At 68.7% G+C, this 25,125-nt stretch carries 21 protein-coding genes and 1 tRNA gene; 8 read left to right on the top strand and 14 right to left on the bottom strand.

Features of this window, described 5'->3' with window-relative positions; all coding sequences use genetic code 11:
* Nucleotides 1-5: 5 nt before the first annotated feature.
* Both OCGS_RS07195 and queG read right to left on the bottom strand, forming a co-directional pair.
* Nucleotides 6-1,013, bottom strand: a complete 1,008-nt coding sequence (locus OCGS_RS07195) for an App1 family protein (RefSeq protein WP_007426576.1) — start codon at nt 1,011-1,013, stop codon at nt 6-8.
* A 2-nt stretch (nt 1,014-1,015) separates the two neighbouring features.
* Nucleotides 1,016-2,062 carry a tRNA epoxyqueuosine(34) reductase QueG gene (gene queG, locus OCGS_RS07190; protein ID WP_007426575.1) on the bottom strand — a complete coding sequence of 349 codons (1,047 nt, stop codon included), beginning with the start codon at nt 2,060-2,062 and terminating at the stop codon, nt 1,016-1,018.
* A 139-nt stretch (nt 2,063-2,201) separates the two neighbouring features.
* Here queG and OCGS_RS07185 point away from each other — a divergent pair, with 139 nt between their 5' ends.
* Nucleotides 2,202-2,606 (top strand): hypothetical protein, encoded by a 405-nt coding sequence (locus OCGS_RS07185; RefSeq protein WP_007426574.1) that lies wholly within the window; start codon nt 2,202-2,204, stop codon nt 2,604-2,606.
* Nucleotides 2,607-2,636: 30 nt separating this feature from the next.
* Entirely contained in the window at nt 2,637-3,896 is a 1,260-nt protein-coding gene (locus tag OCGS_RS07180) for an extracellular catalytic domain type 1 short-chain-length polyhydroxyalkanoate depolymerase (protein WP_007426573.1), read from the top strand.
* Nucleotides 3,897-3,906: 10 nt separating this feature from the next.
* Here OCGS_RS07180 and OCGS_RS07175 read toward each other — a convergent pair whose 3' ends face one another.
* Complete coding sequence (locus OCGS_RS07175) at nt 3,907-6,252, bottom strand: hybrid sensor histidine kinase/response regulator (protein ID WP_162136605.1); 2,346 nt, start codon at nt 6,250-6,252, stop codon at nt 3,907-3,909.
* Nucleotides 6,253-6,379: 127 nt separating this feature from the next.
* On the opposite strand from OCGS_RS07175, the gene OCGS_RS07170 reads away from it, so the two are divergent.
* Nucleotides 6,380-7,303 (top strand): nucleoside hydrolase, encoded by a 924-nt coding sequence (locus OCGS_RS07170; protein ID WP_007426571.1) that lies wholly within the window; start codon nt 6,380-6,382, stop codon nt 7,301-7,303.
* A 6-nt stretch (nt 7,304-7,309) separates the two neighbouring features.
* On the opposite strand, the gene OCGS_RS14545 is transcribed toward OCGS_RS07170, so the two are convergent.
* Nucleotides 7,310-8,479 (bottom strand): glycosyltransferase family 2 protein, encoded by a 1,170-nt coding sequence (locus tag OCGS_RS14545; RefSeq protein ID WP_007426570.1) that lies wholly within the window; start codon nt 8,477-8,479, stop codon nt 7,310-7,312.
* On the opposite strand from OCGS_RS14545, the gene OCGS_RS14780 reads away from it, so the two are divergent.
* On the top strand, nt 8,402-9,259 hold the full coding sequence (locus OCGS_RS14780) for a TIM barrel protein (RefSeq protein WP_083848230.1): 858 nt from the start codon (nt 8,402-8,404) through the stop codon (nt 9,257-9,259). The genes OCGS_RS14545 and OCGS_RS14780 overlap by 78 nt on opposite strands.
* Here the strand turns inward: OCGS_RS14780 and fzlA are convergent.
* Together fzlA and mtgA are read right to left on the bottom strand one after the other, a co-directional pair.
* Nucleotides 9,256-9,921, bottom strand: a complete 666-nt coding sequence (gene fzlA, locus OCGS_RS07155; RefSeq protein WP_007426568.1) for an FtsZ-binding protein FzlA — start codon at nt 9,919-9,921, stop codon at nt 9,256-9,258. The genes OCGS_RS14780 and fzlA overlap by 4 nt on opposite strands.
* Before the next feature lie 92 nt (nt 9,922-10,013).
* Nucleotides 10,014-10,736: a monofunctional biosynthetic peptidoglycan transglycosylase gene (gene mtgA / locus OCGS_RS07150; RefSeq protein ID WP_040610662.1), complete on the bottom strand. Its 723-nt coding sequence runs from the start codon at nt 10,734-10,736 to the stop codon at nt 10,014-10,016.
* 125 nt (nt 10,737-10,861) lie between these two features.
* Between mtgA and OCGS_RS07145 the strand changes: the two genes are divergently transcribed.
* The gene (locus OCGS_RS07145; protein WP_007426566.1) at nt 10,862-11,851 is read left to right on the top strand and encodes a hypothetical protein; all 990 of its coding nucleotides are present in this window, start codon (nt 10,862-10,864) and stop codon (nt 11,849-11,851) included.
* 36 nt (nt 11,852-11,887) lie between these two features.
* Here the strand turns inward: OCGS_RS07145 and OCGS_RS07140 are convergent, their stop codons facing one another.
* The 3 genes from OCGS_RS07140 to OCGS_RS07130 are packed head-to-tail and all read right to left on the bottom strand — an operon-like array spanning nt 11,888 to nt 13,883.
* Entirely contained in the window at nt 11,888-12,682 is a 795-nt protein-coding gene (locus OCGS_RS07140; RefSeq protein ID WP_040610725.1) for a metal ABC transporter permease, read from the bottom strand.
* On the bottom strand, nt 12,682-13,419 hold the full coding sequence (locus tag OCGS_RS07135; RefSeq protein ID WP_040610661.1) for a metal ABC transporter ATP-binding protein: 738 nt from the start codon (nt 13,417-13,419) through the stop codon (nt 12,682-12,684). Before OCGS_RS07135 ends, OCGS_RS07140 begins: the two co-directional genes overlap by 1 nt.
* Entirely contained in the window at nt 13,416-13,883 is a 468-nt protein-coding gene (locus OCGS_RS07130; RefSeq protein WP_007426563.1) for a helix-turn-helix domain-containing protein, read from the bottom strand. Before OCGS_RS07130 ends, OCGS_RS07135 begins: the two co-directional genes overlap by 4 nt.
* A gap of 94 nt (nt 13,884-13,977) precedes the next feature.
* Between OCGS_RS07130 and OCGS_RS07125 the strand changes: the two genes are divergently transcribed.
* A complete protein-coding gene (locus OCGS_RS07125; RefSeq protein ID WP_007426562.1) occupies nt 13,978-14,862 on the top strand; it encodes a zinc ABC transporter substrate-binding protein in 885 nt (294 codons plus the stop codon).
* 4 nt (nt 14,863-14,866) lie between these two features.
* On the opposite strand, the gene gltB is transcribed toward OCGS_RS07125, so the two are convergent.
* Both gltB and OCGS_RS07115 read right to left on the bottom strand, forming a co-directional pair.
* On the bottom strand, nt 14,867-19,402 hold the full coding sequence (gene gltB, locus OCGS_RS07120; RefSeq protein ID WP_007426561.1) for a glutamate synthase large subunit: 4,536 nt from the start codon (nt 19,400-19,402) through the stop codon (nt 14,867-14,869).
* Nucleotides 19,403-19,511: 109 nt separating this feature from the next.
* Nucleotides 19,512-20,945, bottom strand: coding sequence for an NAD(P)-dependent oxidoreductase (locus tag OCGS_RS07115; protein ID WP_007426560.1), 1,434 nt, complete (start codon nt 20,943-20,945; stop codon nt 19,512-19,514).
* A 206-nt stretch (nt 20,946-21,151) separates the two neighbouring features.
* Between OCGS_RS07115 and OCGS_RS07110 the strand changes: the two genes are divergently transcribed.
* A complete protein-coding gene (locus OCGS_RS07110; protein ID WP_007426559.1) occupies nt 21,152-21,955 on the top strand; it encodes an undecaprenyl-diphosphate phosphatase in 804 nt (267 codons plus the stop codon).
* On the opposite strand, the gene OCGS_RS07105 is transcribed toward OCGS_RS07110, so the two are convergent.
* Nucleotides 21,946-22,935, bottom strand: coding sequence for a complex I NDUFA9 subunit family protein (locus OCGS_RS07105; RefSeq protein WP_007426558.1), 990 nt, complete (start codon nt 22,933-22,935; stop codon nt 21,946-21,948). The genes OCGS_RS07110 and OCGS_RS07105 overlap by 10 nt on opposite strands.
* 159 nt (nt 22,936-23,094) lie before the next feature.
* Here OCGS_RS07105 and OCGS_RS07100 point away from each other — a divergent pair.
* A tRNA-Leu gene (locus OCGS_RS07100) sits at nt 23,095-23,180 on the top strand.
* Between the two features lie 45 nt (nt 23,181-23,225).
* On the opposite strand, the gene OCGS_RS07095 is transcribed toward OCGS_RS07100, so the two are convergent.
* Entirely contained in the window at nt 23,226-24,545 is a 1,320-nt protein-coding gene (locus OCGS_RS07095) for a TRAP transporter large permease (protein WP_007426557.1), read from the bottom strand.
* Nucleotides 24,542-25,063: a TRAP transporter small permease gene (locus OCGS_RS07090; protein WP_007426556.1), complete on the bottom strand. Its 522-nt coding sequence runs from the start codon at nt 25,061-25,063 to the stop codon at nt 24,542-24,544. Before OCGS_RS07090 ends, OCGS_RS07095 begins: the two co-directional genes overlap by 4 nt.
* Nucleotides 25,064-25,125 lie beyond the last annotated feature (62 nt).

Genomic DNA, 25,125 nt, shown 5'->3' with positions numbered 1-25,125 from the left:
TTCATTCAGACGACGATCCCGGCCCGCCGCAGATCGCCCGCCACCTGCGCGAAATCGGGCGCATGGATGACCGTCACGCCAATCCGCTTCAGCGCCGCCATGGCGACCCGGCTCGCCTCGTCCGGGCCATGCCGCGCTTCGGGCCGGGGTTCGCGCAGGATCACCGCACGCACCCGTCCCCCGTGCCTGTGCGCCGCTTCCAGATAGATCTCGGCATCGTGCTGCCCGGTATCGCCGATCAGGACGAAGGGCAGGGCGGGGTTCGCGTCCATGATCCGGTCGATGGCGTCGCCCTTGTGGTCGCCATGCCGCCGCGTCCGGCCCGCCGGCCCGCCGATCCCCAGATCGCGCAGGAAGACCGGCCCGGCGACAAGCCCCGCCCGGTCGAAGACGCGGTTCAGGAAGGCATGCAGGTTCCAGGGGCTGGAACTGACGTAATAGACCGGATTGACCCCGTGCGCCGACAGATGGTCCAGCAGCACGACCGCATCGGGGAACACTTTTCGGGTGATGGCCGACCCGGTGAATGTCGTCCACAGATTGCGCGCCAGCGAATAGGCGCCGGTCAGCATCACCGTGTCGTCGATGTCGGAAATCACCCCGATCCGCGCGTCGGGCGACGGGATCAGCACGCGGCAGACCGTGCGCGTCGTCGGATCGCCCGCGATCTCCATGCCCAGCTCGTGCCAGCCCGGCGGCGCGGCAAAGGGCATTTCCAGCGTGACATACCCCTCGCTGTCGCTGACCGCCTCGGCCCCGGTCGCGGGTACGGTGACGCGCACGTCCGCCACCTCGTCGGTGAAGAACAGCGACGCCATCTCGCGCAGGTTCTGCCAGCGGCTCTGGTCGGGGTCGGGCGTCGTGCGGCGCAGCGCGGCCAGAACCCGCCCGCGCAGGACGCACCCCCCCGGCACCCCGTAACCGCGATAGGCGTCGAGGACCGGGCGCTTGGCGCGGCGGCGGGGCCGCGCGCCGCCGATGGCCAGACGGCGCAGAAGACCCGTTTGCGCCACCCTCACCCTCCTTGCCGCGCCAGCCGCATCCTAGCCCAGCGCGCGGCATCGGCAACGGCCGGGTCCGCATCCTGCGTCAATTCCGCAACAGCCGGATCCAGCGCCGGCAGGCCAGAATTGCCGATGGCGTAACAGACGTTGCGCACGAAGCGGTCGCGGCCGATCCGCTTGACCGCGCTGGTCGAGAACCGCGCGCGGAAGCCCGCATCGTCCAGCGTCGCCAGCTCGGCCAGGGGCTGCGCGCGCACGCCGTCGCGCGGGGTCAGCCGCATGTCGCGCGCGGCCACCGCGAACTTGTTCCACGGACAGATGGCAAGGCAATCGTCGCAGCCATAGATGCGGTTGCCCAGACCGGGGCGCAGCGCCTCGTCCACCGGGCCCGCATGCTCGATCGTCAGATACGACACGCAGCGCCGCGCATCCAGTTGGAAGGGCGCGGGAAACGCATCCGTCGGGCAGATGTCCAGACATTTGCGGCACGTCCCGCAATGCTCGCTCTCGGGCGGATCGGGCGGCAGGTCCAGCGTGGTGAAGATCGCGCCCAGAAACACCCAGTTGCCGATGTCGCGGCCCAGCAGGTTGGTGTGCTTGCCCTGCCATCCCAGCCCCGCCGCCTGCGCCAGCGGCTTTTCCATCACCGGCGCGGTATCGACGAAAACCTTGACCCCCGCCTCGGGTGCCGCCGCGACCAGCCACCGCGCCACGCGCTTCAGCCGCTTCTTGACCACGTCGTGATAATCGCGCCCCTGCGCATAGACGCTCACCGTCCCCCGGTCGGCCAGCGCCAGATCGTCCAGCGGATCGTGCGCGGGGGTATAGCTTTCGGCCAGCATCGCCACGGATCGCGCCTCGGGCCACAATGCCGCCGGATCGCCGCGCCAGCCCTGCCGTTCCGTCATCCAGCCCATCGTGCCGTGCCGTCCGGCCTTCAGGAACGCCGCCAGCCGGCCGGCCGCCTGCGGGATGGCACCGGGGCGGCAGACGCCCATGCGCACGAACCCCGCCGCCAGCGCCTCGTTCTTCAGCCGTGCCTTGAGGTCCGCCGACACCCGCCCGTCCTTCGATAACAACGCCCGGCAAATAAGCGGCAGGGCCTGTCGAGACCAGCCTCATTTCCAAACGTCCCTTGCAAGCCGCGATAAACCATCCATATACCATCCATGCGGATGGCGAAAAACGGAGCGCGGCATGGGCATCCCCATAAAGGCAGCGGAAAGCGAGAAGATCACCGTCAATCTCGGCCCGGTCGATCTGGGTCGTATCGACCTGCTGGTCGAGGAAGGGTTCTATTCCAACCGCACCGATTTCATCCGCACCGCCATCCGGTCGCAGCTTGCGACGCAGGACGACGCCATCGCGCGGTCGGTCGAACGGCACATGCTGGAAATGGGCCTGCACGACATCACGCTGCCCGATCTACAGACCGCCCATGACGCGGGCGAGGTTCTGCACGTCAAGGTCGTGGGCCTGGTCCGCATCGCCCCCGACATCCCCGCCGATCTGGCGCGGGCCACCATCGGATCCCTGCGCGTGCTTGGCGCGTTGCAGGCATCGAAAGAACTCAAGGCGGCCCTTCGGGATCGCATCGTCTGAGGCCGCGGCCTCTGCCAAAGGAATACCACCATGAAGATCGACCTCGGCGCGGCACTGGGCCGCGCGCTGGAACAGACCCGCGCCGGCGACCCGATGGCCGCCACGCGCAGCATCCAGGCCGCCCTGTCGGGCCGCCCCGCCGCCCCCGAGGCCAGACCGGCCCAACCGCCCCGCGATCCCGCCATCGAGGATGCCGAAATCGTCGAGGATCGCCCCGGCCCCGCCGCGCGTCCGGCCGCCAAGACCGACCGCAAGCCCCCCGCCCCCAGCCGGCGGCGTCCGCTGCGCGATGTGGTGGACCTGCTGGGCAAGGGGATGCCGGGCATCGACCTGTCCGGCAAGGGGATGCCCGGACTGGACGGGCTCGGCAAGAACATGCCCGGCCTCGACATTCTGGGCAAGGGTCTGCCCGGCAATGCCAAGCCTGTCGCCGTCCCCGATGGCGCCACGTTCGAGCGGCGCACTTTCGCGAACCCCGCCGGACAGCGCGACTATCGCCTCTATGTGCCCTCGACCCTGCCCGATGGCGCGCAAGGGCTGGTGGTGATGCTGCACGGCTGCACGCAGAACGCCGACGATTTCGCGCTCGGCACCCAGATGAACGCCGTGGCCGAACGCCACGGGCTGATCGTCGCCTATCCCGAACAGACCCGCGGCGAGAACGCGCAGGGCTGCTGGAACTGGTTCCGCCCCGGCGACCAGACCGCGCAGGGCGGCGAGCCCGAAATCCTCGCCGGTCTGGCGCTGGCCCTCGGCGCCGAATTCGACGTGCCCAAGGGGCGCACCTTCGCGGCGGGGCTGTCGGCGGGCGGCGCGATGGCCGCGATCCTTGGCGTGACGCATCCCGAAATCTTCGCCGCCGTCGGTGTCCATTCCGGCCTGCCGCACGGCGCGGCGCAGGATGTCATGTCGGCCTTCAGCGCCATGCGCGGCGGGGCGGGGGCCTCGGGGGCTTCGGCGGCGCGCAGCATCGTCTTTCACGGCACCGCCGATCAGACGGTGCATCCCTCAAATGGCGACATGCTGTTGCAGGCGGCCAGCGGGCCGGGAACCAGCACCGCCAGATCCGCCGGGCGCGCGCCATCGGGCAAAAGCTATGTCCGCACGGTCGTTTCCGCCCCCGACGGATCCCACCGGGCCGAGCTTTGGATGATCGACAGCGCCGGCCATGCCTGGTCGGGCGGGGCTGCGGCCGGATCCTACACCGATCCCGCCGGGCCCGACGCCTCGGCCCAGATGGTGCGGTTCTTCCTGCAACTGCCCGACACCGACGCCCCCGCTTCGGCCTGACCGGGCGTCGTTACAGCAGGCGGGCAAGCGCGTCGGTCAACTCGATGTCCGAAAACGGCTTGTCCAGCTTGGCGCTGATGACGCCCGACGCGCCTTCGGGCATGTCGGCATAGCCGGTGGCCAGCAGGATCGGCAGGTCGGGGCGCAGACGGCGGATCGCCCCGGCCAGTTCCACCCCGGTCATCTTGGGCATCGCCTGATCGGTCAGGATCAGGTCCACCTCGGGGCGGTCGCCCAGCAGCTTCAGCGCCTCGGCCCCCGACCGCGCCTTGATGACGTCGTGTCCCATATCCTCCAGCAACCCGACCGTTCCCATCAACACCAATGCATCGTCGTCCACGGCCAGGATCGTCCGGCGTCCGGTCCCGGCCCCGGCCGCTGCGGGTTCGGCGCGCGGTTCGGGCGCGGCGGCCGGCACTTCGGCCACGGGCAGGATCAGCGTCGCGGTCGTGCCCTGACCCGGCATGCTCTCCAGCACGAAGGTACCGCCGGACTGCATCGCCAGACCGTGAACCATCGACAGGCCCAGTCCCGTCCCTTCGCCCACGCCCTTGGTGGTGAAGAACGGCTCCAGCGCCTGCGCCAGGGTCGTCGCGTCCATCCCCGCGCCGGTATCGCCGACCGCCAGGGCGACATAATCGCCGGGCGGCAGATCGGCCACCGCGGCGTCATCGGCACGCGCCGCCGTCAGCGTCAGCCGCCCGCTGCCGCCCATCGCGTCGCGCGCGTTCACCGCCAGGTTCAGCACCGCCATTTCAAGCTGGTTGCGATCGACGCGCACCGGCGGGATGCCCGCCGCCACCTCGATGCCGATCTCGACGCCCGGCCCGACCGACCGTTCCAGCAGCCCGCGCAGATCGCGCAGCGCATCGTCCAGCACGACGGCATCGGGCCGCAGATCCTGCTTGCGCGCGAAGGCCAGCATCCGCTGCGTCAGCCCCGCGCCCCGCGCCGCGGCTTCCTGCGCGTTGTCGATATAACCCTTTGCCTCGGCATCGTCCCCCAGCCGCCGCCGCACCAGGTCGAGGCTGGACCGGATCGCCATCAGCAGGTTGTTGAAATCGTGCGCCACGCCCCCCGTAAGCTGGCCGATCGTTTCCAGCTTCTGGCTTTGCCGCAGCGCCGCCTCGGTCCGCTTCAGCGCCGCCTCGCGTTCGCGCCGTTCGGTCACGTCGCGCCCCGAGGCGAAGACCACCTCGCCGCTGATGCCCGCGCTCCACTCGATCAGCCGGTATTGCCCGTCCTTGCGGCGGATGCGCAGCGGCAGATCGGTCATCGCGCCGCCCTTGACGATGGCGGCGAACCCCTCGTGCACCGCCTTCAGGTCGTCGGGATGCACCAGATCGTCGAAGCGCATCGCGGTCAGCTCGTCCTGCGCATATCCCAGCGCGGCCTGCATGCTGGGATTGACGTCGATGTAATCCCCCTTGATCGAGATAATGACGAACAGCTCGCGCGCGCCGTTCCACAGCGCGTCGCGTTCCACATCGCGCAGGGCCATGTCGTGATTGTCGGCCAGCACGTCCTCGTGGATGTCGGTGCAGGTGCCGTACCAACGCAGCACCCGGCCGGCTTCGTCGCGCATCGGCTGCGCGCGGCCCAGCACCCAGCGATAGCCGTCCTCGTGGTGGCGCAGGCGGTATTCCTGTTCGAACCTCTCGCCGGTGGCGAAGGAATGGGCCACCGCCGCGACGATCCTGTCGCGGTCGTCGGGATGGAAATGCTCGCCGGTCGCGGGATCCATCGGATCGCCGGGCGCAAGGCCGGTAAACGCATACCACCGCGCGTTGAAGAAATCGTGCACCCCGTCCGCCCGCGCCGACCAGACAAGCTGGTCGATGGATTCGACGATGGCATGAAAGCTCGCCTCGCTGTCGCGCAGCCGCGTGCCCTGCAACTCAAGCTGCTGCAACCGCCGCCCCGCCTCGTATTGCCGCATCCGCGCGGCAAGGGCCGACCGCACGGCATGGACCGCCTCGTCATCGTGAAAGGGCCACGTCAGCACCACCACATTGCGCAGCTCCGTCAGACGCGCCTTCGCCACCCCCGACAGCGGCGGCGCGTCGCGGTCCACCAGCACGATAAAGGGCGGATGCGACCAGGGCGGCTGATTGCGCAGAACCTCGGCCAGCCGATCGGCGTCGGGCCCCGCCAGCGCATCGGCGGGCAGCAGGGCGCAGCCGATGCCGTCCGCGACCCGGTCCGCCAGATCGCCCAGGCTTCGGACCTCGACCGTCCCGATGCACGCATCGCGCAGCAGCGCCGGCGCGTCGGCCATCCCCCCGTCCGGCTGCGTCAACACCGCCACCAGGGTCCAGGGGGCGGCGGTCTGCGGCGCGGTCGGCATGTGGGCCATGTCCTTTCTCAGGGTAGTGTTTCTTTCTTCACGACGATTCATCCGCCCGTCAATCGCCCCGGGCTTGATCCGCGCCGTCATCGGTGCGACTCACACCCTGCCAGCAGCCATGGGACGGAAACGCCGGATGACGCAACGCCTGAAGATGGTCATCGACACCGATCCGGGGGTGGACGACGCGATGGCGGTGTTCTTCGCCGCCCGCACGCCGCAGATCGACCTGCTGGCGCTGACGACCGTGTTCGGCAACGTGACCGTCGAAACGGCGACCCGCAACGCGCTGCATCTGTGCGAAATGGCCGGCCTCGACATTCCCGTGGCGCAGGGGGCGGCGGGACCGCTGGCGCGCGCGCCCAGCCCGCCCTCGGCGCATGTGCACGGGGCCGAAGGCTTCGGCGACCTGCCCGCCGTCGCGCCCGCCCGCCGTGCCGTGGCCGAGGATGCCGCCGACCTGCTCTGCCGTCTGGCGCGCGAACATCCGGGCGCGCTGACTGTCTGCGCCATCGGGCCGATCACCAATGTGGCCGAGGCGATCCGCCGCGACCCCGCCTTCGCGCGCAACGTCGCGCGCATCGTCTTCATGGGCGGCGCCGCCTGGGTGCCCGGCAACGTCACCCCCCATGCCGAGGCGAATACCTGGAACGATCCCCACGCCCTGACCGAGGTTCTGGCAAGCGGCGCGCCGGTCGTCATGGTCGGCCTCGACGTGACGATGCGGGTGCTTTGCACCGCCCAAGACTTCGCGCGCATCGCCCGGACCGACCCGCATCTGGGCGGCTTTCTCGACCGCGCCAGCCGCTTCTACCTCGACTTCTATCGCAACGTGGCGGGCGTCGAGGGCTGCGGCCTGCACGATCCCGCCGCCATCGTCGCCGCCCTGCGCCCCGACCTGTTCCGGATGCGCCGCACCGCCCTGTCGGTCGCGCTGGACGGCGCGGAAATCGGCCGCACCCGCCCCGTGGACGACGGCCCGCCCATCGACATCTGCGAAGACGGCGACATGGAAGCCGTCAAGGCGCTGTTCCTCGCCGCCTTCGACCGCCCGGACTGACGGCGTTCAGCCGTCCTTGCGCAGGATCGAGGCCAGCGAATGGCGGCCGTCCTCGTCTGCCATCAGCGGTGCAACCCCGTCCAGATCGACGTGCAGCGTCGCCATGTCCCCCACGACCGAAACGGTGATCCACCGCATCGCGCGCTTCCATTTGCGCCGCAGCGTGAACAGATAGACCCCGGCCTCGCGTGTCTCGCGGGCGGCAACGGTGTATTCGCGGCACCCCTCGGCGACGATCCGCACCACCGGCAACCGCGCAGGCCTTCGCCCCTCGTAGGTCAGCGTCCCGAACAGCCGGCTGGGATCGGCCCGCAGGATGCGGATGCTGTCGGGCGCCACCGCCCGCGCCAGCCCGTCCAGCGCGTCCTGCAATCGCGCGATGCCCGCCTTGACCGGCGCGACATGGGGCAGCGCCGCGTCGTTCACCATCGGCAGATCCGCCGTCCGTTCGAACGCCGAAGCGCGCCGCCTCTCGTCGCCCGGCCGGTCGGCCTTGGCCATCTGCACCTTGCGCGCCCATTCCTCGCGCGATTTGGTGTAATAATGGTGCATCACCGCCTTTCCCGCGCGCGGCGCATCCATGCGGATCGGCATGTCGCGGTCGCGCACGAAGGGCGTCATCGCCGATGTCACGTCCGCCCCGTCCACGCTGTCGGCGATATGGGTGCGAAAGCTGTAGACGTGGCGGGTGTTGAAGATCGTCTTGACCGTCGTATCCACCTTGCGCGCCGTCCGGCGGAAGCGTTCCAGCACCAGCCCCGGCACCATCCGCTCGGCCCCGTCCGACCCGAACATCCGCCACGGCACGACGATCGACGCCACCTCGCCGAACGCCGCCTCGGCCTCGGCGATCAGACCCTGCACGTCCAGCGGCGGCTCGACGATCAGGAACTCGTCCAGATCGCAGACCAGGACGTAATCGTGGCGATGCGCGTGGTTTTCCAGAAAATCGTTATAGGCATCCCGTTGCGGCGGCACCTTGGGACGGCGCGGCCAGAAGATGCGGCGGATTTCGCCCAGATCGTCCAGCGCGGCCAGCAATTCGGACGTGCCGTCATCGCTGACATTGTCGTAGACATAGATTTCGGGGAAGCCGACATGCCGATAGAACGCCAGCCATTCCAGCAGATAGGGCCGCTCGTTGCGGCAGATGGCGCAGACCGCCAGCCGTTTCATGGCACCCACCTTCCCCTCGGATCCTCTGCGCGGGACCTATCCGATCCCCGCCCCGACGCAAACCGCTGGTCGGCGAATACCGGCTTTCTCTGGCCGCACCTGCCCTTCTGCGACCGCATCCGCGCGGCCGCCGCCGCCGGCTTCGACGCGGTCGAGTTTCACGACGAGGCGCAGCGCACCGACCCCGCCGTCCTGCATGCCGCCCTGCGCGACGCGGCCCTGCCCGTCCTGTCGCTGAACGTCGCGATGGGCGCCACCGGCGGGCGCGCGGCGATGCGGGGGGCCGAAGACGACGCGCGGCGCGACGTGGATGCGGCGCTGGCGCTGGCGGACGGCATCGGCACCCGTGCCGTCCATGTCCTTGCCGGACGCACCGGCGACCCCGACCTCGGCCAGTTCGTCCGCGTCCTGCGCCACGCGGCGGGTTCCACCGACCGCACCATCCTGATCGAACCGCTCTGTTCCGCGGCGGCCCCCGGCTATGCGCTGCCGACGCTCGACCTCGCCATCCGCGTTCAGGACGATGTCGGCGCCCCCAACCTGCGGATCCTGTTCGATTACTACCATATCGAAACGGCGCATGGCGGGGCGGCCGACCTCTTTCGGCGTCACCGTGCCCGCATCGGCCATGTCCAGATTGCGTCCGTCCCGGCCCGCACGGCACCCGCCGCCGCGACCCATGCCTTCATCGACGCATGCCGCAGGGCAGGCTGGACGGCGCCCTTCGGCTGCGAATACCGCCCCGAAGGCCCGGACATCCGCCCGCCCGGACGTTCCTAGAAATCCAGATCCGCGTAATGCGGCGGCGGCAGGAAGCCCGGCACCTGATCGGCCAGGATCGACCGGAAGGCCGGGCGCGACTTGATCTTGGCATACCAGTCCTTGACCGTCTCGCTGCGGTTCCAGTCGACGTCGCTGATATAGTCGAGACAGCTCAGATGCGCGGCGGCGGCGAAATCCGCCAGGCTCATCGAATCGCCCGCCAGCCACCGCCGCTGGTCCAGCAGCCACGCCATGTAGTCGAGGTGAAACTTGATCGCCCGCGCGCCCGCCTTGACGTTGGCGCTGTCGGGGTAGCCCTGCCCCATGACCTTCTTGTTGACCCGCTCGTAAAGCAGCTTGCTGGTCACTTCGCGGAAGAACTTGTCGTCGAACCACCCGACCAGGCGGCGCACCTCGTAACGCCCCTCGGGACTGCGCGGCAGCAGCGGCGTTTCGGGATGCAATTCTTCCAGGTATTCGCAGATCGCGCTCGATTCCGACAGGTTCTGCCCGCCCATCCGCAGCACCGGCACCTTGCCCGCCGGGTTCCGGCGCAGGAAATCGGCGTCCTGCTCCCAATAGCGTTCCTCGACCAGTTCCACCTCGATGCGCTTTTCGGCAAGGCTCAGCCGGACCTTGCGGCAGAAGGGCGAAAGCGGAAAATGGAACAGTCGATGCATGGGGCGGTCCGGTCGGCAGGCGGTCAAGGATGGCCCCTCATGCCGCGAACCCCGCCGCGCTACAACCCCGCCGCGACCGCCCCGCCGGCGCGTCAGCCGCCGAAGCAGGCCGCGCGCCCGTCGCGGGCGATGGTCGCGGCCCCGTCGCGGATCGACTCGGCCCGCCGCCGCGTCGCCGGCCCCGGATCGGCGGCGGACCGTCCCTTGGGATCGGGCAGGATCGCCGCCAGACGCGCCGCCTGCACCGCGTTCAATGCATCGGGCGTCACGCCGAAATAATGCCGCGCCGCCGCGCCGATGCCGAACACGCCCTCGTCGAACTCGGCCACGTTCAGATAGACTTCCAGGATCCGGCGCTTGGTCCAGATCAGCTCGACCGCGGGCGTGATCGCCGCCTCCAGCGCCTTGCGCGGCCAGGACCGGCCGTTCCACAGATACACGTTCTTCACCGTCTGCTGGCTGATCGTCGAGGCGCCGCGATTGGCGCCCTCGGCCAGCGCGGCGCGGATCTGCGCCATGTCGAACCCCCAGTGGCGGCAGAAATTGGCATCCTCGGCGGCGACCGCCGACCGCGCCATGACCGGCGCGATGCGGTCCATCGGCACCCATTCGCGCTCGATCCCGCCCAGCCGCCGCGCCTCGGACCGCATCAGCGGCGTCGCGGGCGGCGCGACCCAGGCGGGCAGGGCGATCGCCGCCAGCACAAGCGCTGCCAGCGTCAGCGTCCCGCGCCGCAGCCACCGTCCGGGGCGGCGGATCGGCGTGGCGGGCTGGGGCGTCTTGCGGGCGCGGCGTTCGGTCATGCGCGGCGTCATAGCGGCCCGATTGTCACGCTGGAACACCCCCATGCACCGTCCGCGCGAAATAACCCGCGCGCCGACGCAACCGAACGCGTCCCCGCGGGTTGCGCAACCGTGCACCCAGCAGGAGACAGCGCCCGATGACCTATGCCCCCCACGAATATGCCGCCGGCGTCCGCCGCGTATCGCTCAGCGCCATCGTCGCGGGCACTTTCATAACCCTGGCCCTGATGGTGATGTTCACCACGCTGGGCCTTGCCATCGGCATGTCGGTCTTCGATCCGGCGCAGGGCGACGGGCTGGGCGGTTTCGGTACCGGATCGGCCGTCTATCTCGTCATCACGCAACTGATCTCGCTGGCGGCGGGCGGCTATGCGGCCGCGCAGTTCGTCGGCCCCGTTCCCACCATGTCGGCGGCCCTTCAGGGTGCTGCGGTCTGGGCGCTGGCCACGCTTCTGATGGCCTGGGCCGCGATCAGCGGCGGCAGCGCCGTCTTCGGCGCATCGGGCGCGCTTCTGTCCAATGCAGGCCAGGCCACCGTCAACGCGGCCGACGCCCTCATCCCCGACGACATCGACCTGCCCGACATCTCGCAGATGGCCGACCGCATCTCGGTGGACGATCTGCCGCCCGAAGTGCAGCAGGTTCTCAACGATGCCAGCATTACCACCCAGCGCCTGCGCACCGAAGCGCGCGAGACGCTTCAGGACGTGACCAGCCCCGAAGAACGCCAGCGCGCCATCAACATCGTCCGCCGCACCGCCGCCGACGTTCTGGCCAACCCGACCAATGCGGGCGACCGGATCGAGCGCGCCTTCGACAACCTCTTCCAGGGTCCGAACGCCGTCCTGTCGGCCGAGGACCGCGAGGAGGCGTTCGACACGCTGGCGCGTCGCCTCGGCATCGACCCTGCCGACGCCGAGCAGGTCGTGAACGAGATCGAGGCCGATTTCCGCGAAGCCGCCGATACCGTCCGCGAGACGATCGACGACGCCAAGGAAGAAGCCGTCCAGGCCGCGCAGGCCGCGACGGATGCGGTGGCGCAGGCCTCGATCTGGCTGACCATCGCGTCGCTTCTGGGCCTCGCCGCCGCCGCCGGTGCCGCCGCGGGTGGACGCCGCGACTGGTAAGCCCCTTCCGCGCCGGCATTTCCCGCCGGCGCGGGATCAGGCCCGCCGGCTTGCGCCCGACACGGCGCTGGCCACCGCAAAGCACAGGGCCAGCACGCATACGATGGTCGGCCCCGCGGGCGTATCCAGCGCATAGGATGCCCGCAGCCCTGCCCAGGCCGACCCCATCGCCAGCACCGCCGCCAGCCCCGCCATCGCCTCGGGCGTGCGCGCGAAGGGCCGCGCGGCGGCAGCGGGCACGATCAGCAGCGCGGTGATCAGCAGCGCGCCCACCACCTTGATCGCCACCGCCACCACCACCGCCAGCACCAGCGTCAGGATCATCTGTTCCTGCCTCGGGTCGATCCCCGCCGCACGGGCCAGATCCGGGCTCAGCGTCGCGGTCAGCAGGGCCGACCAGCGCCAGCCGACCAGCCCCAGCACCAGCGCCGCACCGCCCCAGATCACCGCCAGATCGCCCCGCGACACCGCCAGGATGTCGCCGAACAGATACGCCATCACGTCGATCCGCACATCGGTCAGGAAAGACACCCCCACCAGCCCGAAGGCCAGCGCCGAATGGGCCATCACCCCCAGCAGCGTATCGCCCGCCTGCCCCCGCCCCGTCAGCAGCGTCACCGTGACGGCCATGGCCAGCGCGACGCCCAGCGCCCCCGCGAAGACCGGCAGCGACAGCGCCAGCGACAGCGCCACGCCCAGGATCGCCGCATGCGCCGTCGCGTCGCCGAAATAGGCCATCCGCCGCCAGACGACGAAGCATCCCGCCGGTGCCGCCGCCAGCCCCGTGCCGATCCCCGCCAGCACCGCGCGCGTCATGAAATCGTCCAGCATCATTCGGCCGCTTCCACCGCATGATCGTGGTGGTGGTCGTGCCGGTGCCGGTACAGCGCCAGCGCGCCCTGCGTCCCCTCGCCGAACAGCGCGCGATAGACCGGCGCGCCGGCCACCGCCTCGGGCGCGCCTTCGCAGCAGATATGCCCGTTCAGGCACACCACGCGGTTCGACGCGCTCATCACCACATGCAGGTCGTGGCTGACCATCAGCACCGCGCAGCCCGTCCGGGCGCGCACCTCCTCGATCCGGCGATAGAAGGCGGCGGCCCCCGGCTGGTCCAGCCCCGCCGTCGCCTCGTCCAGGATCAGCAGGTTCGGCGCGTCCAGCAGCGCGCGCGCCAGCAGCACCCGCTGGAACTGCCCGCCCGACAGGTCGGCCATCTGCCGCCCGCCCAGATCCGCCAGCCCGGCCCGGTCCAGCGCCTCGCGCGCCCGTGCGACAGACACCCGCCGCGGCAGCCCCAGAAACCGCGTCACCGTCAGCGGCAAAGTCGGGTCCAGCACCAGCCGCTGCGGCACATGGCCCAGCCGCAGCCCCGCCGACCGCACGATCCGTCCCGCGCTGGGCCGGATGCTGCCCAGGATCGCGCGCAGCAACGTCGATTTGCCCGATCCGTTCGGCCCCACGATCGTCACGATCTCGCCCGGTGCGATGGCGAAATCCACGTCGCGCAGCACCTGCACGCCGCCCATTCGCACGCCCAGCCCCCGCGTCTCGACCAGCGGCGCGGTCATGCGGCGCACGCGCAATCGGGGCACAGGCCCTCGGCCTCGCGCACGGTGCGCTCGATGACGAAGCCCGCCCGCCGCGCGGCGCGCCCCAGTTCGCCCGCCTGCGGATCGGACTCGGCCTCGACCACGCGGTTGCAGGCCCGGCAGATCAGGAAGGCGGGCGCGTGGCGGCTGTCGGCGTGCGAACAGGCGATGAAGGCGTTCAGCCGCTCGACCCGGTGCGCGAATCCGTGCATCACCAGGAAATCCAGCGCGCGATAGGCCACCGGCGGCTGCGATCCCAGCCCTTCGGCGCGCAGCCGGTCCAGAATCTCGTAGGCGCGCAGCGACGTGTGCCCGCCCAGCAGCATTTCCAGAACCCGCCGGCGCACGGGCGTGAAGTGCAACCGCCGTTCGGCGCAATACCGCTCGGCTGCGGCGATGCCGTCGGCGATGCAGTCGCGGTGATCGTGGGCGTGAAAGGACATCCGGCATCTCCCGACAGGTTCTTGCGATGTTATACTATCACGTATAAACCGGCAACCGCCTGCCGCCCGACACTCCCGATGCAAAGGACCGCCGATGATCTTCCGCCTTTCCCTGACGCTCTGCCTGCTGGCCGGTATCGCGCGCGCCGATGTGCCGCGCGTCGCCACCGACATCGCCCCGATCCGGTCGCTGGCCGCCACGGTGATGGACGGTCTGGGCGACCCGTCGCAGATCGTCCGCCCCGGCGCATCGCCCCACGGCTACGCCATGCGCCCGTCCGAGGCGTCGGCCCTTCAGGACGCCGACATCGTGTTCTGGATCGGTCCCGAACTGACCCCGTGGCTGGGCGATGTCATCGGCACGCTGGCCCCCGGCGCCGCGTTGGTCCCGTTGCTGGACCTGCCCGACACCAACGCCGTTCCCTTCCGCACCGGCGACGGGTTCGGCGGCCACGACCATCCGGGCCGCGATCCGCATGCCTGGCTCGACCCCGAAAACGGCAAGGCCTGGCTGACGGCCATCGCCGCCGAACTCGCCCGTCTCGACCCGCCCAACGCCGACGCCTATGCCGCCAATGCGCGTCAGGGGATCGCCCGGATCGAACAGGCCGAGACCGACATCGCCGCGACCCTCGCTGCCGCGAAGGACATGCGCTTCGTCGTCTTCCATGACGCCTATCGCTATTTCGAGGATCGGTTCGGCCTTGCCGCGTCGGGGGCCATCGCGCTGGGCGATGCCGCCAGCCCCGGCCCCGCCCGGATCGAGCGGATCCGCGACGCCATCGCCGATCTGGGCGTCGCCTGCGTCTTTTCCGAACCGCAATTCAACCCGGCCCTCGTCCGCACCGTGACCGAAGGCACCGGCGCCCGGCCGGCCGTCCTCGACCCGCTGGGCACCGGCATCGCCCCCGGCCCCGCCTTCTATCCCGCGCTGCTGCGCGAACTGGCGGACGGTCTGGCGGCCTGCGGGGGGAACTAGGCGCTCATTCCGCCGGAATCGCCCAGTCCTCGGCCGCCAGCGGATGCGGGATGCGCGACAGCATCTCCCTGGGGCAGACCTGCACGAACTGCCCCAGCGCCTCGTCCCAGTTGCGCAGGATGTCCTCGGCCCGGCGGCTGCCCGTCTCGGCCAGGTGACGCTCGACCAGCCCTTTCAGCTCTGCCTGCCAATGGGGCACCGTCACCGGGCACGTCACCAGCGTCTCGCGGTTCATCAGGTTGTCGGACAGGCCGTCGGGATCGTGGATATAGGCCATCCCCCCGGTCATGCCCGCGCCGAAATTGGCCCCGATCCGCCCCAGGATGACCGCCACGCCGCCGGTCATGTATTCGCACCCGTTGCTGCCGCAGCCCTCGACGACCACCCGCGCGCCCGAATTGCGCACGGCGAACCGCTCGCCGGCGCGGCCCGCGGCGAACAGGTATCCGTCCGTCGCGCCGTAAAGCACGGTGTTGCCGACGATCGTGTTCTCGGCCGCCACCAGCGGCGAGGCGGTGTTCGGCCGCACCACGATCAGACCACCCGACAGCCCCTTGCCGACATAGTCGTTGGCGTCGCCGCTGACCTCGATCTTGATGCCGGGCGCCAGGAACGCGCCCAGCGACTGCCCGGCGCTGCCCGTCAACTTGACGTGCAGGTGATCGGGTTGCAGCCCGTTGTCGCGCATCCCGAAGCGGCTGACGACATGGCTCGACGTGCGCGTGCCCACCGTGCGGTCGGTGTTGCGGATCGCATAGCAAAGCTGCATCTTCTCGCCGTCCTTCAGAAACCGCGCCGCGTCGCGCTCGATATCCGCGTCCAGCGTTTCCAGCACGGCCTGCCGGGGGCGATGCCGGTCCAGCACCGCGCCGCCGCCCACGTTGATCAGCAGCGGGTTCAGGTCCAGATCGTCCAGATGCGTCGATCCGCGCGACACCTGCGTCAGCAGATCCGCCCGCCCGATCACCTCGTCCAGGGACCGCGCGCCCAGCGAGGCGAGGATCTCGCGCACCTCGGTCGCATAGAAGGTGATCAGGTTCACCACCTTCTCCGCGCTGCCGGTGAACTTGGCGCGCAGCCGGTCGTCCTGCGTGCACACGCCCACGGGACAGGTGTTCGACTGGCATTGCCGCACCATGATGCAGCCCATCGCGATCAGCGCGGCGGTGCCGATGCCGTATTCCTCGGCCCCCAGCATCGCGGCCATGACGATGTCGCGCCCCGTCCGCAGCCCCCCGTCCGTGCGCAGCGTCACGCGGTCGCGCAGGTTGTTCATCGTCAGGACCTGATGCGCCTCGGTCAGGCCCATTTCCCAGGGCAGGCCGGCATACTTGATGCTGGTGGCGGGCGACGCCCCCGTGCCGCCGTTATGGCCCGAGATCAGGATGATGTCCGCCTTGGCCTTGGCCACACCGGCGGCGATGGTCCCCACGCCCGACGACGCCACCAGCTTGACCGTCACCTTGGCGCGCGGGTTGATCTGCTTGAGGTCGTAGATAAGCTGCGCCAGATCCTCGATGCTGTAGATGTCGTGATGCGGCGGCGGGCTGATCAGCGTGACGCCCGGCGTCGAATGGCGCAGCCGAGCGATGAGCGCCGTCACCTTCATTCCGGGCAATTGCCCGCCCTCGCCGGGCTTGGCGCCCTGCGCGACCTTGATCTCAAGCTCTTCGCACTGGTTGAGGTATTCGGCCGTCACCCCGAACCGCCCCGAAGCCACCTGCTTGATCTTGGCGCTGGGGTTGTCGCCGTTGGCCTCTGGCACGAAATGCGCCGGATCCTCGCCGCCTTCGCCCGAATCGGACTTGGCCCCGATGCGGTTCATCGCCACGTTCAGCGTCTTGTGCGCCTCGGGCGACAGCGCGCCCAGGCTCATCCCCGGCGTGACGAACCGCTTGCGGATGGCGGTGATGCTTTCCACTTCCTCGATGGGCACCGGCGCGCCCAGCGGCTTGATGTCCAGCAGGTCGCGCAGGTGGATCGGGGGCGCGGCCCGCATCCGCGCCGAATACTGCGTCCACATCTGGTAACTGCCCCGGTCGCAGGCGCTTTGCAGCATGTGCATCGCGCTCGCCTCCCAGGCATGGGTCTCGCCCGACCGGCGCGCCTTGTAGAACCCGCCGATAGGCAGCACCGACGCGCCTGCCCGCCAGCCGCGGGCGTGAACCTCCTCGGCCTTCAGTTGCAGACCGTTCACGCCAATGCCGCTGATCCGGCTCTGCATGCCCGGAAAATACTCGGCGCACATGGCGCGGCTCAGCCCCACCGCCTCGAAGTTCAGCCCGCCCCGATAGGAACTGACGACCGAAATCCCCATCTTCGCCATGATCTTCAGCAGCCCCGCGTCGATGGCCGCGCGATAGCGCGCCACGGCCTCGGTCAGCGGCCCGTCCAGCAGCCCCCGCTCGATCCGGTCGGCCAGGCTGTCCTCGGCCAGATAGGCGTTCACCGTCGTCGCCCCGCAGCCCACCAGCACTGCGAAATAATGCGGGTCGATGCATTCGGCCGCCCGCACGTTCAGCGAACAGAACGTCCGCAGCCCCTGCCGCGTCAGCCATGAATGAACGGCGCTGGTCGCCAGGATCATCGGCATCGCCACGCGGTCCGCATCCGATCCCTGATCGGTCAGCACAACATGCCCCGATCCCGACCGCACGGCATCCTCGGCCTGCGCACGCACGCGGCGCAGCGCCTCGCTCAGCGCGCCCGGCCCGCCGCCCGCCGCAAAGGTGCAGTCGATCACGGCGCAGGGCGCGTTGAACGCCGCCACCATGCGATCGAACTGCGCGTTGCCCACGAAGGGGCTGTCCAGCACGATGATTTCCGTCTGCGCGCCCGACTCGTCCAGCACGTTCTTGAGGTTGCCGAACCGCGTCTTCAAGCTCATCACCCGGTATTCGCGCAGGCTGTCGATGGGCGGGTTCGTCACCTGGCTGAAATTCTGCCGGAAATAGTGGCTCAGCGGGCGATAGTGCTTCGACAGCACGGCGGCGGGCGTGTCGTCGCCCATGCTGGCCAGCGTTTCCTTGCCGTCCTCGGCCATCGGCGCCAGGATCTGCTCCAGCTCCTCCAGCGTATAGCCGGCGGCGATCTGCCGAGCGCGCAGTTCCTCGCCCGCGAATACCGCGCGCTCGCTCACCTGCGCGAAGGCGTGGTCCAGATCGGTGATCTTGCCGACCCATTCGCCAAAGGGCAGCGACGCCGCCAGCCGGTCCTTGATCTCGGCATCGTGGTAAAGCCGCCCTTCGGCCATATCGACGGCCAGCAATTCGCCCGGCCCTAGCGCGCCCTTCTCGACCACCTGCGTCTCGTCCACGGGGACCATCCCCGCCTCGGACCCGGCGATGACGATGCCGCCCTTCAGCACGACGAACCGCATCGGCCGCAGCCCGTTGCGGTCCAGCCCCGCGCAGACCCAGCGGCCGTCGGTCATCGCCAGCGCCGCGGGACCGTCCCAGGGCTCCATCACGCTGTTGCAATAGGCATACATATCCTGCCACGCCTTCGGCAGCGCGGTGGCCTGCTTGGTCCAGGCCTCGGGCACCAGCATCGTCTTGGCCATCGGCGCGCTGCGCCCCGCCCGCACCAGAACCTCGAACACCGAATCCAGCGCCGCGCTGTCGCTGGACCCCTGGGGCACGATCGGCTTGATGTCCTCGGCCATCTCGCCGAACGCGTCGCTGGACATGCGGATTTCGTGGCTGCGCATCCAGTTCAGGTTGCCCTTCAGCGTGTTGATCTCGCCGTTATGGGCCAGCATGCGGAAGGGCTGCGCCAGCCACCATTGCGGGAACGTGTTGGTGGAATAGCGCTGGTGATAGATGGCGAAGGCGCTCTCGAACCGCTCGTCCCGCAGGTCGGGATAGAATTCGGCCACGTCCTGCGCCAGCATCATCCCCTTGTAGATGATCGACCGGCAGGACAGCGACGCGATATACATCTCGCGGATGCCGGCCGCCGCCGCCGCCTTCTCGATCCGGCGGCGGATGACGTAAAGCTCGCGCTCGAACGTCTCCTCGTCCACGCCCTTGACGTTCGACAGCAGGATCTGCTCGATCTCGGGGCGCGTCGCGTTGGCCTTGTCGCCCAGGCAGGCGACGTTCACCGGCACGTGCCGCCAGCCATAGATGAAATAGCCCATCCGCAGCACCTCGGTCTCGACGATGGTGCGGCACTTCTCCTGCGCCCCGAAATCGATGCGCGGCAGGAAGACCTGCCCGACCGCCATCGTCCGGTCGTCGTGCGGAACGTGCCCCGTCCGCTCGACCTGATCGCGGAAGAAGGCGCGCGGGATCTGCACATGGATCCCCGCGCCGTCGCCGGTGCGTCCGTCCGCATCGACGGCCCCCCGATGCCAGACCGCCTTCAGCGCATCGATCCCGTTCTGCACCACCCGCCGCGACGGCACCCCGTCCACGCTGACCACCAGCCCGACGCCGCAGGACGCGTGCTCGTCGTCCACCCGGTAAAGCGAATGTTCATTCATCCATGCGCGGCGCGCGTCCTCGGCCGCAACCCAGGCTGCATCGTATGTGGTCATCGGATCGTCCCCTTGCTGCGGGTGGGTCAGTCTGACTGACCTTATGTCTGTCTTGTCCGGTCGCGGCGAAATGTACGTTTCGGCCCGCGAAATGTACAAGTTGTACGTTTCACTCGGCCGCGATGGCCGTCGCCGCACCGAATTGCGCCATGATCGCCTGCGCCGCCTCGCGTCCGTCGCGGATCGCCCAGACGACCAGCGAGGCTCCGCGCTGGATATCGCCGCAGGCATAGACGCCGGGCAGGCTGGTTTCGTGGGTCTGGAAATCGGCCAGAACCGTGCCCCACCGCGTCACCTCCAGCCCGTCGACGCCCCACAGTTTCGGCAACGGTTCAGGCTCGAATCCCAGGGCCGCGATGACCAGATCGGCTTCTTCCAGATACTCGGAATCCTCAATCAACTCAGGCACTTGCCGACCCGTCGCATCGGGTTGGCCCAGCCGCATCCTCTGCACGCTGACCCCCTTCGCGCCGCCGGCGCCGACCCTTCCCGGCGCGCTCAGCCACACGAATTCGACGCCCTCCTCCTCGGCATTGGCGACCTCACGCTGGCTGCCGGGCATGTTCGCGCGGTCCCGGCGATAAAGGCATTTGACGCTGACCGCCCCCTGCCGCACCGCGGTCCGAACGCAATCCATCGCCGTATCCCCGCCCCCGATCACGACGACCCTTTTGCCATGCGCGTTCAACTCTCCCGACTCGAACTCGGGCACCTCGTCGCCGAAGCATTGACGGTTGCTTGCCGTCAGGAAATCCAATGCAGGAACAATGGCTTGCGAACCATCCTCGGGTTCGGGCAAGGCCCGCGCCTGATAGACGCCGGTGGCGATCAGCACCGCATCGTGCCGCCCCTGGATCGCGGCAAAGGACACATCCCCACCCACATCGCAGTTCAGCCGAAACTCGACGCCGCCCTCCTCAAGCTGCCGGATCCGGCGCATCACGACGTCTTTTTCCAGCTTGAAACCGGGGATTCCATAGGTCATCAGCCCGCCCGCCCTGTCCGAGCGTTCGTAGACCGTCACCTGCACCCCCTCGCGCCGCAGCATGTCCGCACAGGCCAGACCGCCGGGGCCGGAACCGATGATGCCGACGCTCTCGGGCCGCTCGCCGGCATTGACGATGGGCTGCACCCAGCCGTTTTCCCAAGCGGAATCAGTAATATACTTCTCGACCGATCCAATGGTCACGGTGCCGTGGCCCGATTGCTCGATCACGCAGTTGCCTTCGCACAGCCGGTCCTGCGGGCAGATGCGGCCGCAGATTTCGGGGAAGGTGTTGGTCGCCTGGCTGATCTCATAGGCTTCGCGCAATCGCCCCTCGGCCGTCAGCCGCAGCCAGTCGGGGATGTTGTTATGCAGCGGGCAATGCGACTGGCAATAGGGCACGCCGCACTGGCTGCACCGCCCCGCCTGCTCGGCCGCCTTCTCGTCCGCATATTCGCCATAAATCTCGCCGAAATCCCGCGCGCGCAATTCCGGCGGCCGCTTCGCGGGCATGTCCCGCGCGACATCGACGAACCGCAACATCCGATCCTTGCCCATCACATCTCCCTCAAACCGCGATCCATCTACCGCAACGGGATGCATAAATGAAAGACAGTAATGCTGACCTTAATGCCGATTTATTCCATCGCACGCACCCCTGACTGTAAATTAAGATGTCTATCAGGTCCGAAGCGGACGCTGTTATCCGCTTCCACCTCCGTATGCGAGTGGTATAGCGTCCCCGACCCCTCGTGAGCGTTCGAATGCCCGTATTTCACCTGCTTCTGGTGGCCTTGATTCAGGGTCTGACCGAATTTCTGCCAGTCTCGTCGTCGGGCCACCTGATTCTGCTGCCGCTTCTGACGGGCCTCGACGATCAGGGGCTGGCCATCGACGTGGCCGTTCATGTGGGAACGCTGGGTGCGGTCATCCTTTACTTCCGGTCCGATGTCGCCCTTTCGCTTGCTGGTCTGCCGCGACTCGTTCGGGGGCGGATGGATACGCCGGGCGCGCGTCTGGCCCTGGGATTGGTCGTCGCGACGATCCCAGTCGTCCTCGCCGGACTGGTTCTCAGCATACTTGACCTGACCGCATCGCTGCGATCCACCGCGATCATCGGCTGGACGATGATCGTCTTCGGCATTGTCCTCTATTGGACCGACCAGAAGGGACGAACCGTATTGCAGGTGCCGGACTGGACGCTGCGGCATGCGGTCGTGATGGGGTTGTGGCAGGCGATCGCGCTGATACCGGGCACGTCGCGGTCGGGCATCACCATCTCGGCCGGGCGCTGGCTGGGCTATCGGCGCGAGGATGCGACGCGGCTGGCGATGCTGATGTCGATTCCGACGATCATCGCCTCGGGCACCCTGCTGGGGATCGAGGTGGCGGGATCGGCCGACGCGCAGCTGGCCCGCGACGGCGCCGTCGCCGCCCTGTTCGCCTTCGGCGCGGCGCTGCTGGCGCTGTGGGGCATGATGCGGCTGCTGAAATTCGTCAGCTTCACGCCTTACGTCATTTACAGGATCGTGCTGGGCATCGTCCTGCTTGCCGTCGCCTATGGCTGAGGGCGGCGAAGGTTCTGCGCGCTTTCCTTGATGCGGGCATATTGGCCGGAAGGACGGAAGCGCCACAGGTAATCCTCCAGCACCGGCTCCATCGCGGTGGGCTGGATGCCCAGATCGGCAAAGGTCCGAACCCCGCCGCCAACCACGTTGTCGCGCCGCAGGTTGCGGACTTGATCGCGCGAGATCGGACCGGCAAGCAGTCCTCCGGTCAGCCGGGATCCGAAGTCGAAAACAGCCCCCATCACGCTGGCGGCCCAGAAGGGGATGGCGATAATCGGCCGGCGGCGGCGGATGATCGTCAGCATGCGCTGCATCAGCTGCCGGAACGTCAGCGTCTCGGGACCGCCGAGTTCGTAGATGCCCGGTTCCGCATGGCCCAGCAGCGCCATTTCGGCAGCCCGCGCGATGTCATCGACATAGACGGGCTGGAACAGGGTATTCGCACCAACCACCGGCAGGAACGGCGACACCCGCGTCATCGCAGCGAAGCGGTTGAAGAATTCGTCCTCGTGCCCGAACACGATCGAGGGCCGCAGGATCACCGCGGACGGGAACGCATCGCGCACAGCCCTTTCGCCCAGGCCCTTGGTGCGGCCATAGTCGCTGCGGCTGTCCTCGTCCGCGCCGATGGCCGAGATCTGGACCAGTTGCGCCACGCCCCGCTCAGCCGCGATCCGCGCGATCCGTGCGGCTCCTTCGTGCTGAAGCGCGTCGAAACCCTGCTTGCGGCTTTCGGCCAGGATGCCCACGCTATTGACCACGGCATCCGCCCCGATCATCACCGCGCGCACGCTGTCGTCATCGCGGATGTTGCAGAAGACAGGTTCGACCTGGCCCACGACGCCATAAGTGCGCACGAACATCGCATCGTTGGGATGCCGCACCGCCACACGCACGCGCCAGCCCTGCTGGGCCATCCGGCGGGCGATGTAGCGGCCGACGAACCCCGATCCCCCATAGATCGTGACCAGTTTGGACATGACGCAACCTCCGACACCGGCCAGAAAGACCCGGAAAAGACCGCTTCGGGTTTAGGACGCCGGGGGCAACACGACAAGGCGCAAATGCCGTGTCCTCGACGGGCGAAATCGCGTTGACACCCCTTTCCGCCCCCATTACATCGCGGCCTCACGACACCGGCCCAGGTGGCGGAATGGTAGACGCGCTGGCTTCAGGTGCCAGTGGCCGCAAGGCCGTGGAGGTTCGAGTCCTCTCCTGGGCACCATCGCCGCGCGACGACAGTCGCATCGGCGGCTTGTCGTTCCCCGGTCTAGGCCAGCATCCTGCCCAACCCCAGCGTCAGGGCCGGAAAGGCGATCAGGATGGCGATGCGAAGGATGTCGCTGGCCAGAAACGGCAGCACCCCGCGGAACGTTTCGGCCATCGGCACATCCTTGGCCAAGGCATTGATGACGAAGACGTTCATGCCCACGGGCGGCGTGATCAGCCCCACCTCGACCACCACGACGGCGAGGATGCCGAACCAGATCAGCGTGTCCTCGCGCGGCATCCCGAAATCGAGCGCGCCGACGATGGGATAGAAGATCGGGATCGTCAGCAGCAGCATCGACAGCGAATCCATGACGCAGCCCAGCACCAGATAAAGCGCCAGCATCGCCAGCAGCACCGCAAGCGGGCTGAGCGCCAATCCGGCGATGGCGTCGGCCAGCATGACCGGCGTGCGGGTCTGGGCCAGGAACGCGTTGAACGTCTCGGCCCCCAGCAGGATCAGAAAGATCATCCCCGAGGTCAGCGCGGTGCCGCGCAGACACTCGGCGATGCCCTTCAACCGCATTCCGCCATGCAGGATCGCCAGCGCCCCGGTGCCGAAGGAGCCGATGGCGGCCGCCTCGGTCGGGGTGAACCAGCCGCGATACATGCCGCCGATGATCAGCGCGAAGATCGCCAGCGGCGACCATGTCCGCCGAAGCGACGCGGCCTTTTCGGCCCATGTCGTCCGTGGGCCGGCCGGACCTTCGCCCGGATACCGCGCGACGAAGACCGCGATGGCAAGCATGTATCCACCCGCCGCCAGGATCCCCGGAACGATGGCGGCGACGAACATCTGCGGGATGCTTTGCTCGGCCATCAGCGCGTAAAGCACCAGAATGACCGAAGGCGGGATCAGGATGCCCAGCGTGCCGCCCGCCGCCAGCGATCCGGTCGCCAGGGCGCCGCCATAGCCGTGACGCTCCATCTCGGGCAGGGCGACGCGGCCCATCGTGGCGGCGGTGGCCAGCGAACTGCCGCAGATCGCGCCGAAGGCCGCGCAACCGCCGACCGACGCCATCGCCAGCCCGCCCCTGCGATGCCCCAGAAAGGCGGCAGCGGTATGATAGAGCGCGCGGCTCATCCCCGCCTTCATGGCGAATTCGCCCATCAGTACGAAAAGCGGAATCACCGACAGCGAATAGGTCGAGAACTGGTAGTAGGCCGACGTCTTGAGGAATGCCAGAAGCGGCGCGGTGCCTGTCTGTAAGGCGTAACCGCCGATACCCACCGCCAGCATCGCCACGCCGATGGGCACGCGGATGGCCATGAGGCCCAGAAGCGCCGCAAAGCCGGTCAGCCCGACCGCAAGGCCGCTCATCCGAACGATCGCCGCAGACGCCCGGCAATCGACGCGGCGCAGGTGATCGCCAGCAACGCCATCGCGGGCAGGATGACGACGAAGCTCCACCAGAGCGGGACGCGCAGGATCATCGACGTCTCGCCATAGGCCCGCATGTCGCCGGCGCCGTAGATCAGTCGCCAAAGCAGCAGCATTGCGAGGCCAAGATACAGGGTATCGCCCAAGGCGCCCAGCAGACGCCTGGTCCGCAGACCTGTCTTGGCAGTGAAAAGATCGACCCTGACATTGCCATCGACCGCCTGGCACCATGGCAGAAAGCAGAAGACGGCCAATGCGGTCCCGATCTCGACCAGCTCGAAATCGCCGGGGATCGGACTGTTCGCCAGCGCGCGCAGGGTGACGCTGGCCACGGTCATCAGCATCATCGCCAGCAGCACCAGTCCGCCCAGCACCGCGAACAGGCGGCAAAGCGTCATCAGCGGGGCCGGCAGCGCCGGGGCATCGTCAGGAAGGGCGGATCGTGAGGTTTCGGCCATCCTGTTTTCCGTCCATGAACAACGGACGGCGTCGTGACACGGATGGCAGATCGGGTCGAGGG

The sequence above is a fragment of the Oceaniovalibus guishaninsula JLT2003 genome, from assembly GCF_000299575.1.
Taxonomy (GTDB): Bacteria; Pseudomonadota; Alphaproteobacteria; order Rhodobacterales; family Rhodobacteraceae; genus Palleronia; species Palleronia guishaninsula.
The sequence above is the reverse complement of the archived record's forward strand: the minus strand, read 5'-3'. Positions and strand labels throughout refer to the sequence as shown.